We start from the raw sequence: 12697 nt of genomic DNA, 5'->3' as shown, positions 1-12697 counted from the left end.
TCGTCACCTCACTTGCCGAATCACCATTTGATAGTTCCCGAGTAAAAATTTAATTTCATACTCTTGTTTCGCCGAACGACAATTCCATGTCGAAGCATAGGTCGAATGATAACTTTTAAAATAAATGACGCGTCCCGTAGGCGGAACGATACAACTATTGCCTGACTGAAAGGTACGTTGCCATAGGATGCGATCATTGACGAGGATGAAGTATCCCGCCCCGTCCCCGCGCCAGTGAAATTGAATCGTATTTTGTATATCCGCTTTTGCATACTGCATCAAACGTAACGTTTGAAAGTCCTGTTTAAGCAACGTAATGTCTTGGTCAAGCGGGTAAATCACAGGGCGTCGATCGAGTAAGACCGGAAGCAACATCAACAGCATCAGCCCAATCATCATCAAGACACCCGACATTTCGACTAACGTAAACCCGTCAGTTCGTTTTCGTAAGCTCACCTGTTTTCGCATCATAGGCATAAGTCTCCTGATCGCAGAGCAATTCACTTGGTTTTTCGACCGTTCCCCGATTAATCGTTTGCAGTGTTTCAGGATATTTTTTCTCCTTCGCATAATACAAGTTGACCTCAGAACGAATGACACGGACGTTCGCTTCACAACTGACACCTTTCGCCTGATCTTTCCCGCTTGTCATCGTCGGAATCAAGACGAGTAATAACAGTGAGATGATCAATAGGACGGCTGCCATCTCAAGTAAGGTAAATCCACGTTCATTTTTTAAAAATCGTCTCATAGGTACAAGCCCCTTCTCTCTTCAAAATGGAAGTTGGCGAATCGCCAATTGAATCGGATAATACAAAATGAAAAACAACGTCCCCGTCATAAGTGTTAATCCTCCATATAACAACGGCTCAACCAACAGTAACTTTTTCTCCAATTCTTCTTCGATCGATTCATGAAGCAGACTAGCCTGTGCGAGCAACAACGGACCTAAATCTCCACTTTCCCGCGCAAGATGGACAAGCCCTGCCGTCTCGACGTCGATGAGTTGTTCTTGTAAAATCGCCTCTGATAACGACGTTCCTGCTTGTTGGTGTTGATGGAGCATCGCATACATCTGTTGTTTTTTACCTGTCTGCCCTTGCTCGAGTGAACGGAATGCTTCTTCTAACGAAAAACCCGCATCAACGAAAGAGCCGACCTCAATCGTGAACAAGTAACTGTAATACAACTGAAGGAGTTTCTGAATGATTTTAACCTGTAACAGCCGTTTGACTGGAATCAGGCGAAAGGCGAGAAGGAGGAGTGACAGTAACAGAATCGGAGTCGCTGCAAGGACATACTTCGCTGAAGGATGCAAAATCAAGACTAAAAAGCGCGGAAGACTTGCCGGACTCGACATCTCAAGCAAGGAGGGGAACACATAGAGGGCATAAAACATAAACAGTAACATCAAGCTCGAGGCAAGTACGAGCGGATAACGTGCCATTTTCCAAAACTTCTTTTTCATTTGATTTTCTAATTCGAGTAAGCGAATGACTTGCTTCAAAATCATCAACGGACGTTCCGTCTGATCGCCGACATCAAGCAAACGCTGGAGTGACGAGGATAACTCGAGCGGTTCTAGCGCAACGGATAACGACTTGCCAAGTTCTAACCGTTGTTGGATTTCTTCGATGATCGGTAAAAGAAGCGGCTCTTCAAACCGCTTGAGAATGTTTAGCGTCTCTTTCGTTGAAATTCCTTTCGTCAACAAGCGATGAAATCGATTTAAAAACCGACATGTGCTATTCGTGCTAAGTTTTCTACGATACAGCGGACATCCCCCTCCTCCCGGTAAAGATGAATGACTTTTTTACAGACGGTCAACTCTTCTTCAGAAATTCCCAATGACTTCAGCCGTAAAAATACTTCATCCACCGTTCCTGCATGTAACGTAAAGAGGACAACATGCCCACTGAGGGCGGCATTGATGGATAATCGTGCTGCTTCCGCCGTCCGGACTTCACCAAAGGCAATCCAATCCGGATCCGCCCTGAGAATCTCTTCGAAACAGCGTGTCGCATCAAACCCTGCCTTTTCATTCAGCTCAAGCTGTAAGATCCCCGGGACCGTGCACTCGACCGGATCCTCGACAGAGATGATCCGCTTGCCTTCCATCGATGCCATCAAGGAATAGAGCATCGTCGTTTTACCGGCACCTGTCGTCCCCGAAATGATGACACAGCCATGACTTTGATTCCGCAACCACTCCATATCAGTGAAGGGGTCAAGGAGAGTCGACGCGACTTCATGTGAGACGACCGCCCGGTAAAACCGCCAGGACATCGCATCCCCATGCCGACTCGGTAAAATCGCGACCCGCATTCCACTCTTTTCAATCGGATAGACACCACTTTGCGGTATACGTTCATTCTGCTCTTTCAAATTCGACTCATACCGGATATGACTGACAAGTGAACTGTATTGACTAAACGGAATCGCTTCTTGTTCCTTTAGCCCGTCTCCCGTTCTACAAATAACGCGTGCCTGCTGCTCGTCCGGAACAAAATGGACGTCCGTGACGTCGTCATCTGCAAATCGATGAATCAATTGGCTCACAAGTTCTCTCAAAGAAACACCTCCTTAGAGAAAAAGTACACAAAAAAAGAAGCCTAAACAAATCGGCTTCTTTAAGATACTTGTGCAATTAGACGTGCTTTACGCTTTGCTAGTGTTTCAAGACCTGGTTTATCGTACCCGATTACGAGCTGTTTGCCATCAGTGATGATTGGGCGTCGTAATAGTTTTGGATTGTCACTCATCAAGCGAAGCAGTTCACTTAGTTTCATGTCATCAACGTCGATCCCAAGATCTTTGAATGCTTGACTGCGTGTTGCGAGTAGGCTTTCGATTCCATCTGTTGATAGTTTCAATAATTCCATCAATTCGTCCACTGTCGGAGCATTTCTGAAAAGATGACGTTCCTCTACATCAACATGTTCCTCTTTTAACCATGATTTCGTTTTACGACAAGATGTACAGCTTGGATACGTAAAAAATATCAACTCATTTGTCATTATTGCTCCTCCTCTCAAAATCTGCGCTTCTCATTACAGAAACTATAGCATGGTTTTTTTACTTTGTACACCTTTTGTACAACTATTGTACAACTTTTTTTCAAACTTCATCTTTTGTTCACAGTTATTCCTTAACAAACACTAGAACATGATGGACGGATGATTGTTTGCTTGGTAAAATAAGTACGTATATTGACTATCTGTCGGATTTAGGGGGTTATATGAATGGGGAGAATGTACCGCGTACTCGGATTTTGGACTGGAATCATTGCAGTCATGGCATTTATCGGCGCGCTTGGCGGAGACGCCAGCTCAAGCGAGCATACGGATTCATTTTTAGTTATGGGCTTCGTCTTCTTAGCACAAACAGTATTCTTTGCAGCATTAGGCTATCTTCGCTTAACTGAAAAAACGTATGTTTACATCTTTGCAGCGTACTTAACAGTATTCTTTATCGTCTTCACGTACTGGTCCAATTTCCAAATGTAATCAAAAATCCCCTCACCTTCAAGCGAAGGTCGAGGGGATTTTTTTCGTTCCCGTCAAAAGAACGGGTTCTGCTTGATTTCTTGGCGGAGCGTCGTCGTTGGACCATGACCGGGGTAAAACGTCGTATCATGCGGGAGTTCCGCGATGATCCGGTCAATCGAACGCATTAGCACGTCTTGGTCGCCACCGTGTAGATCTGTTCGGCCAACACTTTGCTTAAATAACAGATCCCCAGCAAAGGCAATCCGCTCATCCTTGAAATAAAACGTGACGCTACCGGGCGAATGCCCTGGTGTCTCGAGGACATGCATCTTAAAAGGGCCGACAGCAAGCGGACCTGGCTGTAACGTATGTTCAGCCGGTTTGACTTTGACGGGCGGGACACCAAATTTAGAAGATCCATTTAAATCAGGATTCGCTAACCATTTTGCTTCTTTTTGATGAAGATAGACAGGGGCAGACGTAAACCGTCTTAACATTTCGACACCACCGATGTGATCAAAATGGGCATGCGTTAAGAGAATCGCTTCGACTTGCGCATCCCGCTGTTCAATTTCGTCAAAGAAACGCATATCTTCCGTTCCCGGATCGACGACTAAACATTTCCCGTCTTGAAAGAGCAAGTAACCATTTTCCGAGGCAATACCTGAAGTAATACTTACGATTTCCATATGATCAGACTCCTTTTAAACATCATTCTTCTCTACTATACACGAAATTGTCGAAAGTTCCCTCTTCCCCCTCTCGACTTTAGGCGGATAGTCGGCTAAACTAAAAAGTGAGATTTAAGTGAAATCTTCGTGAACTTCATAACGTGATTTTTAAGGGGGAGTACGTCATGCATTTGGATCAACCAATCGGTTGGCTTTTCTTCTTCGTAGCACTCGTCGGTGTTTGGGCCGTCGTCCGTTCGCTTAAGAAACGCCAAATGTTTCCACTCGTATTTGCTGGACTGACTGTTGTACTATTCGGCTGGTTCGGTATTGCGACATTGATTTTCGGTGGAATTCCATCGTAATCGTTGTACAGACATAGAAAAAGGTGAGCGTTCTCGTCGAGAACGCTCACCTTTTTTGTCGTCATACGCATTACGCAATGAATCACGCGATTAAAAAAGCCGAAATCCCTTAAAACGTACAGGGAGTTCGGCTATTTTAGTGTGTGCCGCGACTTATTTAGATTTCTGTAAGAAACGTAGTAAATCACCGTAGATGACTTTGTCCGAGAGACCCAGTTCTTTTTCAGACTGTTTGACGGCCTCTTTACAAATGGCTCCGTTTGCTTCATCCGTCACTTCTTCACCTGTTTTTCGGTCATAACATGTTTCTTGTGTATAAACCGTTTTATCGGTGATGACAGATCCGTCACGGAACAATGCATAATCTTTATGTTGTTTTGAGAACAAGTCTGTTCCGAACAAGACTTCATCTTTAAAGTCTTTTCCTAACAAGTGGAGCAATGTCGGTTTAATGTCGATCTGACTTGCTACTTCTTTATGCTTGATTCCTTTTGTTTGTCCCGGCAAATGAATCACGAACGGGACACGTTGCAATTGTGCGACGTCATATGCAGTCAGCTCATCTTTTTTGAGCAACTCCGCCATCGCTGCATTGTGGTTCGTCGAGATACCATAGTGGTCACCGTAGAGCATGAAAATCGTATCATCCCATGTCCCGTCTTTTTTCAGACCATCGATGAATTTACCGAGCGCCATATCTTGATATGCGAGCGCTTGGACATAGTGATTCAATGTCGTCGAACTCGTTTCAAGTGGTGGGACGAGTTCATCTTCCGGTTTCGGCATCTCAAACGGATAGTGGTTCGTCAATGTGATGAACTTCGAATAGAACGGACGCGGAAGATCTTTTAACATCGGCAATGACTGTTCAAAGAACTTATCGTCGAGTAAGCCCCACTCCGTTAAATCGTCTGGGTTACCGAGATCATAATCAGTCTCAGAGAAGAAACGATCGACACCAAAGCTGTTGTAGACGATGTCACGATTCCAAAACGATTTATTGTTCGCGTGGAATACGGCAGAATAATATCCGTCTTCTTTTAACATCTCAGGTGTTGCCCGGAACTCATTTTCCCCGTTCGTAAAGAACGCAGAACCACGTCCGAGTGGATAGATTGAATTCTCTAAGATGAATTCAGCATCCGATGTTTTCCCTTGTCCCGTATTATGGTAGAAGTTATCCCATGAATGTGACTCTTTAATCAATTTGTTTAAGTTTGGTGTGATTTCTTGACCATTCGGTGCTTTCAGACCAACCGCAAATGATTGTGCCGATTCGAATGAAATCACGATGACGTTTTTTCCTTCATATTTACCGAACATGACGGGATTTGGTTTTGCGTACTTCGAATCAACGAAGTTTTGGACTTCAGAAAGTTCAGAGCTGTCCGCAAGTGCTTTTTGAGCAGATGTTTTTGATTGAATCAATGCGTCATACATATGGAAGTTAAACGTTCCGATATTTTTGACGAGTAATTCGCGGTCGAACGCACGCGTCAATAACTCCGGGCGTTCCGTTTCCGCAAGTGCTAAGTTCCCAAGGAAAACGGCTGTTGCTGCGACGAAAGCTAAAATGGCACGTCCCCGTGAAGCAACATTTTTCGACATGTCCATTTTCCGCAAGAAGAACGGAAGAATCAACAGGTCGCCGACGATCAATAAATCAGCCCATGTCAGTAATGAAGTCAGTGAAGCTGAGACCGTCTCCGCATTTGACGTTTGGAATAAGACCGGTAACGTCAAGTAATCATTGAAGAAACGGAAGAAAATGATATCCGCATACAAGACGAGCGTCGCAAGGACGAGCGTTCCATAGATGAACCATTTTTGGACGTTTCCACGGAAGAAGAAACTAAATCCAAACATGAACAGTGCCGAACTAATCGGATTAATCAGTAAGATGAACGCCTGTGCTGAGTTCGTAATCGGAACATCAAAGAAAAGCGTGTATGCTACATACGTTTTTAGCCAAATTAACAATGTTGCGATCCAAAAAAGTTTATGTTCAGTGTAGGTGCTTTTGACACCTTGGCCTACTTTTAGTCGCATCCGCGACCAAATGCCAGAGTCTTGCTGCATAAAAACCTGCCTCCTAATATACGTGTGTTCTTGACTTGAAACTTTTACACGTCATTACCTATTCGATTTATACCCGTATCACGTGAAAATTTTACGCTTACTTTTACAAAAATGCAACCTGAATAAAGTAGATACTTAACAATCACATACTTTCCTTACGTTTGTAAACAAAAAAAAGATTCGCAAAAGCGAACCTTTTCCTGAAATTTAATGGAATCATTTTTTTAAGAACATTTGTTTTGCGAGCCATGCACATCCGATAACGCCGGCATCATTTTCAAGTTCAGCAATTTTAAAGGTCGTCGACTCAAACACTCGCGGTAATGCGAAACGCTTAAATTGTTTTTTGAGTGGTACCATCAAAGCATCTCCTGCTTTTGAAACACCGCCACCGATGACGATCATTTCCGGATTGATGCTATTCGCGAGGTTCGAGATTGCTAGTCCTAGATGGAACGTCACTTCCTCGACGACTTCCGTCGCGATTTTATCGCCTTTCGCGTAGGCATCGAAGACATCCTTCGCCGTCACGGCTTTAATATCGTTCAGGACCGTTTGCTGCCCTTTTCGTTTTTCGAGCCCGAGACGTGCGACACCAGTTGCAGAGGCGATCGTTTCAAGACATCCTCTCCGTCCACAACCGCACAAGACACCGCCTTCAGCAAGCATCGTGATGTGTCCGATTTCGCCCGCCATCCCGACAGTCCCGTGGACGATTTGACCATTCGTGATCAATCCGCCGCCAACACCTGTCCCGAGAGTCACGGCAAGTAGTTCCGTTGCCCCGCTCCCGGCACCTTTCCACATCTCACCGATTGCCGCCGCATTCGCATCATTTTCAATGACAGCCGGTAACCCCGTCAACCGTTCGAATTCACCGATCAACTCAAAGTTATTCCAGCCGATGTTGACGGCGCGCTCGACGACACCGGTATTAAAGTCGATAAAACCCGGTGCACCGATTCCGGCACCCACAAAGTCTTCCGGTCGTTTATTACTTTCTTTACATTTTTCAAAAAAAGATTTTGCGATGTCGCCTGGAATTTGTTCCCCGTCATTCAGGATAACCGTCTCAATCTCCCACTTTTCAACGATGATGCCTTGTAAATCAAGTATTGCCATCTTGACTGTCGTTCCGCCGATATCAATCCCGAGTAACCATTTCATCTGCATAGCTCCCTTATTCGTAAATGCTTTCATCTCTATTAGTTTAGCTGAACGGCAATCTTGTGCAAAGGGTTGCATAAGACTTTTTCTTACGATTTTCGTGATTTTTGTAGTTCATGTGCCAAAATTACTTTTGCTGAATCATATTGTTTGTTTTCTAGTACACCCGCTTGTTCCAGTTCATCGAGTTCAAGCATCATCATTGCGATGTCGGATTCTCGGTCTCCGAGATACACGATTGTCCCATATGTTTTTAATAACTGCTGTACATCATAAAGTGTTTTCATCATTCATTTTCTCCTTCACGAACACGTTCAGTAAATCATACGTCGCTTGAAGCGACGCTTCATGCGTCCGTTCATACGAGTGGCTCGACTCGATTCCTGGACCCAGCAGTCCATGACGGACGTCGTGACCCGCACTGACGGCTGCTGAAGCATCCGAACTGTAATAGGGATAGATGTCGACCTTATACGGAATTGAATGGCTTTGGGCAAGACGTGTGAACTGGTGGCGTAACGCAAGATCATACGGTCCTGAGCTGTCCTTCGCACAAATCGATACCGTATATTCATCCGAGTGTTGCCCTTCTCCTAGTGCGCCCATATCGACGGCAATATATTCTGCGACGTCTTCAGAGAATCCGGCATTCCCGCCAAATCCGACTTCTTCATAATTCGAAATCAAAATTTGCGTCGTATGCGGCAACGTCTCGTGTTTCCACTCCTTCATCAGTTCGAGCAGCAGGGCGACAGAGGCTTTGTCGTCCAGGTGACGTGATTTGACGAAACCTGTTTCGGTATGAACAAAACGCGGATCGAACGTCACGATATCACCGACTTCAATACCTGCTACCCGTGTCTCTTCTGCAGTCGTTGACCGGATGTCGAGTCTCACTTCGATATTCGTCGCATTCCGTTCTTCCGTGTTTGTCACGCGTGACGTGTGGACGCTCGAATGATGGAATAAAATCGTCCCCGATACCGTCTGTCCGTCCATTTTATGAACAAGACAATTTTCACCTTCGATTGCCGTCCATGCATAACCGCCAAGTTGTGATAACGTCAGGCGACCTGTCGGCAAAATTTCCTTGACCATCGCCCCGAGCGTGTCGACATGTGCCGTCAACAAGCGGATGCGGGAAGAGTCTCCAGGTAACGTAGCGAGCAGGGCACCTTTTTCGAGTTTTTTATACGTGATGCCTTCTTTTTTAAAACGATTTTCTACATATGTAAGAGCGTGTGTCGTAAAACCGGTCGGGCTCGGAATTTCTACTAGTTCGCGAATCGTCTCAACAACTGCTTTCATCTTATTTGCTCCTCACACGGCAGCTTCGGTTGAAGCATACCTCTATATTTTAATAAAACCCTTTTTCTTATGATACCAAATATCTCCCCTATGGCGAAAACGAATCGTATTGCTGTTCCTTTTACGCTTAACCAACCCATCAAAAAAAGCCATAGCATGATTTATGCTACAGCTTTACGATCGGTTCGATCCGGCAATCACTTAGACGTATTTCTTCATCCAAATGTCATCCCGATACGTACCATCTTCTAGTTTGACCGAATCAGGGTCCTCTGCATACACTTCAAAACCAAGCGACTCATACAGTTTCTGTGCAGCTTCGTTTCCTGACAAGACGGCTAAAATGACTTGCTCGACATCCGGAATTTGTTTGGCTTCCTCAATCAATGCTTCCATCAACGCACGCCCTGTTCCCCCACGATAGTCCGGTGAGATATAGACGCCAGAAATCATTGCCTTATGGGATTCACGTGATAATTCATACGGCTTGACTTGACCGAACCCGAACAATTTCTCTTCATCAAATATGCCAATCCATACTTCGTCAGACTCTGGGTCCCCTTCTAATCCTTCCCGGACTTCTTTTAATGGTGTTTGTTGTTCATCATCAAACGAATGTCCAAACGCATCCGGATGATTTTTTAGCCCTTCAAGGCGTAAACGCCAATACTGTTCTGCATCTTCTTTTGTTAACGTTCGAAATGTATACATGACTGTCGATTCTCCCCTTTGTGAGCTTTCTAATGATGCTTTAGACATGAAAAACTCTTCTATCCTTTAAATAACCTTTTTCTAGTAAAATAAAACCTAGTTTTTAGATTTTTATCCTTTGCCTCTTAGATTATAAAAAACGTACCGGCTGTCGCGCTGAAAGCAGCGTCTAGCTGGTACGTTTTCCTTGTATATTTAACGTAAGACAGGCTCCATCGTTTGACGAAGGACCTCAGCAGAATGGTGGAATTTTTTTAATTCCTCATCCGTCAGTGATACTTCGATGACTTCACGTACCCCTTGACGGTTGATGACGGCCGGTACACCGATATGAATCCCGGAAATCCCGTATTGACCGTCGACATGAGCTCCTACCGTCAATAAACAGTTCTCGTTTCCGAGGATTGCGCGAACGATCCGGACGAGTCCGAGACCAATCGCATAATACGTTGCCCCTTTTCGTTCGATGATATGATAGGCCGCGTCCCGTACGTTAATATAGATTTGATCTAGGTCTTCTTGAGAATAACGGTCGTCTTCGGCAAGGAGCTCATCAATCGTTTTCCCGTAGATTCGTGAATTGCTCCAAGCCGCAAATTCCGTGTCGCCATGCTCCCCTAAAATGTACGCATGGGCGTTCCGTGAATCGATATTAAAGTATTCTCCTAACATTTGACGCAGACGCGCCGTATCAAGGACCGTCCCTGAACCGAAGACACGACTTTTTGGGAGACCAGAATATTTCCACGCTAAGTGTGCCATGATATCGACCGGATTTGACGCGACGACGATGATGCCGTCAAAACCGGACTCCATGATTTGACGCATCATTTCTTTCATGATTAAGGCATTTTTTGCAACGAGGTCAAGCCGAGTCTCACCGGGCTTTTGTGGTGCACCTGCTGTGATGACGATGACTTCTGCATCTTTACAATCCGCATAGTCCCCTGCCCAAATCCGCATCGGTGACGAACTGAACGGTGTCCCGTGATTTAAATCCATCGCTTCCCCTTCAGCTTTCGCCTTGTTCACATCAATAATGACGAGCTCCTCACAAAGCCCAGCCGTCGTCATTTGATAGGCAAAACTAGATCCTACTGCCCCCGCACCAATCAATGCAACCCGTGTCACTTTCGCATGTAATTCCATCCGTTATGTCCACCCTTCCAAGTACAATTCAAAAGTTTGTTAACTATCTCACAATTAGATTGTAACATCTTTCACAAACTAATAAAGGCTGTGAAAACGGTCACATCTTGTCTAAATTGTGTCAATAATATCCTAACATAAGGAAGTCAGATGCTTCATCTTCCATTACCACAATCGATACAAGATGAAACCAACAAGCCCAGCCGTCGTACTCGATAAATAATTGACGGCATCGTTCCCTAACCACTTAAAACCTCGGACGAACTCTGTCGTTTCCTGATGATGTACCCGTTTCTCCGTTTCTTTTCCGCAAACTTGGCAGCGGTACTTCCGTTGGACGGTTCCGCCTAACAACGTATCAAGGATGCTGCCGAGTACGCCTCCTGCTGCGACCAAAAACCATTCCTTTATCGTCAAGTCGAACAAGACGTCCCCCGCTGTCGCGATAAACAGTGCTCCGGCGATGGTCGCACTCGTTCCAAGTACAGAGATACCGCCACTCGTGCCACGGCGCACCGGTCGTAACGTCCGAATCGAAATGGGTTCTTTTCGGGACAACGGTCCGATTTCGGATGCCCACGTATCCGCGTTCGAAGCAGCGATGACGATTAAGAACAGTAACAGGTAATCAAATTCGTTCGTCAAAAGGACAGCAACAGAAGCAATGAGGGCGGTCCCACCATTCGCGAGCACTTGCCAGCCATCCCGCGCCCCGTCTTTTTCAACAATTTGATCTACCGTCTGCTTACGTGCTTTACCGAATTTTGAAAGTAAACTCGAGCTTCCAAAAAACAACAGTAAGACAAGAAGACCTTGATAACCGAATGCGTAGACGACCACTCCGCCGACGAGGACCGTCAAAAGTGCACCACTTTTCGTTAACATATGGAATCGATAACCAAGATAGCCGAGAGCAAAGCAGATGAAGAAGAGCATACTCAACGGCATCGGATGACTTCTTCTTCCGTGACAATCATGTCGACAGGCTGATCAAACGATTCTACTTCGAACTGCTCGACGACTTGGATCGCAAAAGCGATCGAAAGCGTCGCTCCTGAAAATTCGACCAGGGAACGGTCATAAAATCCGCCTCCCCATCCAATCCGGTAACCTGACCGCGTATAGGCGCGCCCCGGGACGATGCACAAATCAACCGTATTTAGCAGGATTTCGGATGCCTGCTCATCCGGTTCACGGATTCCCATCGTATTTTCGAGGAGGACATGATTCGCTGTATGTTCAAAAAACTTCATCTGTTTCCCGACAACCTTCGGAATGACAACACGTTTTCCTTCACTCCATGCTTGATCGATGATTCGGTCCGTCGAACACTCATTCCGAAAAGATAACGTCACTGCGATCGATGTCGCCTCTGTCCACTCCGGTAAACTAAAGAGATGTTGTTCAATCATTCGCTCACGATCGACTCGGTCGTCGAGTTGTGTGATCGATTCCCCGACAGCATGACGTACCGCCTGTTTATTCACGTGATTTTCCCCCTATTCAAAAAAAAGCCATCACACAAGGTGACGGCTTCCATCTCAATTATTTTACTTCACGGTGAAGTGTGTGCTTACGGAGACGTGGGTTGTATTTCTTCAACTCAAGACGCTCTGGGTTGTTACGCTTGTTCTTTTTAGTGATATAAGTACGGTCACCAGTTTCAGTGCAAGCCAAAGTAATTTTAACGCGCATGGGATTCCCTCCTATCTAGCTCTCAATGTATCAAGTGTTTTTGCTTTACATAAGGTTAAGCATA

17 protein-coding genes are annotated in these 12697 nt (G+C 45.3%); 2 read left to right on the top strand and 15 right to left on the bottom strand.

The features are described 5' to 3' along the window. Positions 1 to 3: 3 nt before the first annotated feature. From KNQ04_RS04845 to KNQ04_RS04825, 5 genes are read right to left on the bottom strand one after another with little or no spacing between them, the layout of a single operon-like run. Positions 4 to 471 (bottom strand): prepilin-type cleavage/methylation domain-containing protein, encoded by a 468-nt coding sequence (locus KNQ04_RS04845; RefSeq protein WP_251136885.1) that lies wholly within the window; start codon positions 469 to 471, stop codon positions 4 to 6. Continuing rightward, positions 434 to 751: a competence type IV pilus major pilin ComGC gene (locus KNQ04_RS04840; RefSeq protein WP_214847726.1), complete on the bottom strand. Its 318-nt coding sequence runs from the start codon at positions 749 to 751 to the stop codon at positions 434 to 436. The genes KNQ04_RS04845 and KNQ04_RS04840 overlap by 38 nt, the downstream gene beginning before the upstream one ends. Before the next feature lie 21 nt (positions 752 to 772). Next, positions 773 to 1714, bottom strand: coding sequence for a type II secretion system F family protein (locus KNQ04_RS04835; RefSeq protein ID WP_251136884.1), 942 nt, complete (start codon positions 1712 to 1714; stop codon positions 773 to 775). Between the two features lie 14 nt (positions 1715 to 1728). Beyond that, a complete protein-coding gene (locus KNQ04_RS04830; protein ID WP_214847725.1) occupies positions 1729 to 2571 on the bottom strand; it encodes an ATPase, T2SS/T4P/T4SS family in 843 nt (280 codons plus the stop codon). Between the two features lie 59 nt (positions 2572 to 2630). Then, positions 2631 to 3017: a Spx/MgsR family RNA polymerase-binding regulatory protein gene (locus KNQ04_RS04825; protein WP_214847724.1), complete on the bottom strand. Its 387-nt coding sequence runs from the start codon at positions 3015 to 3017 to the stop codon at positions 2631 to 2633. A 225-nt stretch (positions 3018 to 3242) separates the two neighbouring features. Here KNQ04_RS04825 and KNQ04_RS04820 point away from each other — a divergent pair, with 225 nt between their 5' ends. Then, on the top strand, positions 3243 to 3506 hold the full coding sequence (locus KNQ04_RS04820) for a DUF2626 family protein (RefSeq protein ID WP_012369782.1): 264 nt from the start codon (positions 3243 to 3245) through the stop codon (positions 3504 to 3506). A gap of 53 nt (positions 3507 to 3559) precedes the next feature. Here the strand turns inward: KNQ04_RS04820 and KNQ04_RS04815 are convergent, their stop codons facing one another. Next, complete coding sequence (locus KNQ04_RS04815; protein ID WP_214847723.1) at positions 3560 to 4177, bottom strand: MBL fold metallo-hydrolase; 618 nt, start codon at positions 4175 to 4177, stop codon at positions 3560 to 3562. Between the two features lie 167 nt (positions 4178 to 4344). On the opposite strand from KNQ04_RS04815, the gene KNQ04_RS04810 reads away from it, so the two are divergent. Continuing rightward, on the top strand, positions 4345 to 4524 hold the full coding sequence (locus KNQ04_RS04810; RefSeq protein ID WP_214847722.1) for a DUF2759 domain-containing protein: 180 nt from the start codon (positions 4345 to 4347) through the stop codon (positions 4522 to 4524). A gap of 153 nt (positions 4525 to 4677) precedes the next feature. On the opposite strand, the gene KNQ04_RS04805 is transcribed toward KNQ04_RS04810, so the two are convergent. From KNQ04_RS04805 to rpmG, 9 genes are all read right to left on the bottom strand, one after another. Beyond that, positions 4678 to 6603: an LTA synthase family protein gene (locus KNQ04_RS04805; protein WP_214847721.1), complete on the bottom strand. Its 1926-nt coding sequence runs from the start codon at positions 6601 to 6603 to the stop codon at positions 4678 to 4680. Between the two features lie 216 nt (positions 6604 to 6819). Beyond that, a complete protein-coding gene (locus tag KNQ04_RS04800) occupies positions 6820 to 7776 on the bottom strand; it encodes an ROK family glucokinase (RefSeq protein WP_214847720.1) in 957 nt (318 codons plus the stop codon). Positions 7777 to 7859: 83 nt separating this feature from the next. After that, positions 7860 to 8057 carry a YqgQ family protein gene (locus tag KNQ04_RS04795; RefSeq protein ID WP_214847718.1) on the bottom strand — a complete coding sequence of 66 codons (198 nt, stop codon included), beginning with the start codon at positions 8055 to 8057 and terminating at the stop codon, positions 7860 to 7862. Then, positions 8041 to 9078: a M42 family metallopeptidase gene (locus KNQ04_RS04790; RefSeq protein ID WP_214847716.1), complete on the bottom strand. Its 1038-nt coding sequence runs from the start codon at positions 9076 to 9078 to the stop codon at positions 8041 to 8043. Before KNQ04_RS04790 ends, KNQ04_RS04795 begins: the two co-directional genes overlap by 17 nt. Positions 9079 to 9279: 201 nt before the next feature. After that, the gene (locus tag KNQ04_RS04785; RefSeq protein ID WP_214847714.1) at positions 9280 to 9789 is read right to left on the bottom strand and encodes a GNAT family N-acetyltransferase; all 510 of its coding nucleotides are present in this window, start codon (positions 9787 to 9789) and stop codon (positions 9280 to 9282) included. Between the two features lie 195 nt (positions 9790 to 9984). Then, entirely contained in the window at positions 9985 to 10938 is a 954-nt protein-coding gene (locus KNQ04_RS04780; RefSeq protein ID WP_214847712.1) for an L-lactate dehydrogenase, read from the bottom strand. Positions 10939 to 11103: 165 nt separating this feature from the next. After that, on the bottom strand, positions 11104 to 11886 hold the full coding sequence (locus tag KNQ04_RS04775; protein ID WP_214847710.1) for a DUF92 domain-containing protein: 783 nt from the start codon (positions 11884 to 11886) through the stop codon (positions 11104 to 11106). Then, positions 11877 to 12425: a 5-formyltetrahydrofolate cyclo-ligase gene (locus KNQ04_RS04770; protein ID WP_214847709.1), complete on the bottom strand. Its 549-nt coding sequence runs from the start codon at positions 12423 to 12425 to the stop codon at positions 11877 to 11879. The genes KNQ04_RS04775 and KNQ04_RS04770 overlap by 10 nt, the downstream gene beginning before the upstream one ends. 58 nt (positions 12426 to 12483) lie before the next feature. Continuing rightward, the gene (gene rpmG / locus KNQ04_RS04765) at positions 12484 to 12633 is read right to left on the bottom strand and encodes a 50S ribosomal protein L33 (protein ID WP_012369771.1); all 150 of its coding nucleotides are present in this window, start codon (positions 12631 to 12633) and stop codon (positions 12484 to 12486) included. Positions 12634 to 12697: the final 64 nt, after the last annotated feature.

This window comes from Exiguobacterium sp. s193 (genome assembly GCF_018618755.1).
Taxonomy (GTDB): Bacteria; Bacillota; Bacilli; order Exiguobacteriales; family Exiguobacteriaceae; genus Exiguobacterium_A.
Note: the sequence above shows the minus strand (reverse complement) of the source record. Positions and strands in the feature narration are given on the sequence as shown.